Annotated in this window: 1 protein-coding gene; it reads left to right on the forward strand. The window is 49.4% G+C overall.

Annotated features, from left to right (window positions below):
• Positions 1-26: 26 nt before the first annotated feature.
• On the forward strand, positions 27-1,288 hold a 1,262-nt coding region (locus A3761_RS23630), incomplete at its 3' end, for an NAD(P)/FAD-dependent oxidoreductase (protein ID WP_197473210.1).

Here is a 1,288-nt window from a genome sequence, read left to right on the forward strand (position 1 = left end):
AGTTGTTTGAGCTCGGTGGCGCCTGGGTGCACNCCACGCAACCTAATGTTTTCGCTGAAATTAATCGCTACGACTTGCAATTAGTGGATTCTACTCCAAGCACGATTCCCGACTTACTGTGGTGGGATGGTGATGAGGCGCGGGATGCTGGCATGAGCGGCATCGCACCACTGATTAGGATGGCTGCCTGTGGGAATGGGGCACCAGAAGGTGAACCATCGCCACCTATGGTCACCTATCAAGGCTTTGCCATTGCCAATGAGCAAATGCACCAATTTCATGATGGTGCCGCTCACTCCTTTCCATTGCCCTATGATCCTTTTAGTACAGATAATTGGCAAGGCGCCGACACTCTATCGGTTCGCGATCGCCTTAATCAGATGGACCTCTCTCCTTCTTTCTCACCCATCATCGAAGGACTCTTGGGCGCTTCCGTTCATGGAGACTTTGATCAAGCTAGCTACGTAGAAATGCAACGATGGTGGTCTCTCGTTGGCAGTGATATCACTCGTTACAGTGATAGCGTCTCTCGCTATAGCTTTAAACATGGTACGCAAAGTTTAATCAATGCCATGCTGGATGATGGTCGCCCTGACGTGGAATTGGGTACGCCAGTGAAGGAAGTTCATGATCTTGGGGATCACGTAAAAATAATCACCAGCACAGGCAAAACATTTACCTGCCGGTCCACGATTAGCGCAGTCCCCATGAACGTACTATCCAAGATTCAATTTTCGCCTGCGCTACTATCACAAAAGGTGAGAGCGTCCGAGGAAGGTCATGCCGGCTCTGGAATGAAGTTCTACATTCGCATCCGACAGAATATAAAGCCCATCTTAATGTTGGCCTCGGAGCAAGACCCTATAAGCACCATTATGACCATGGCCAGCCCTAACGAAGGCACTAATCTCGTGGCTTTTTCCACTGATCCGTCACAAATTGACCCCAACAACCACGCGCAAGTCCAAAAATTATTGCGCCGCTTTCTACCGGATGTTGATGTGGTGGATACCCTACACTATGACTGGCACCTGGACCCTTACTCAAAGGGTACTTGGTGCGTTCTGAAAAAAGGTCAATTGACGAATTCGATTACTGCATTACGCGAACCCCAAGGGCGAATATATTTTGCCGGTGGCGATATTGACTTAGGCTGGCGCGGATTTATCGACGGCGCTATTGCGACGGGTAACCAAGTTGGCCAAAAAGTGGCTCGTCTACTAAACGCACGCACGACCCCAATTTATAAAACAGAAAAAATGGCAGCCGGCGCTCACATAGACACAAC

The sequence above is a fragment of the Oleiphilus sp. HI0123 genome (assembly GCF_001635315.1).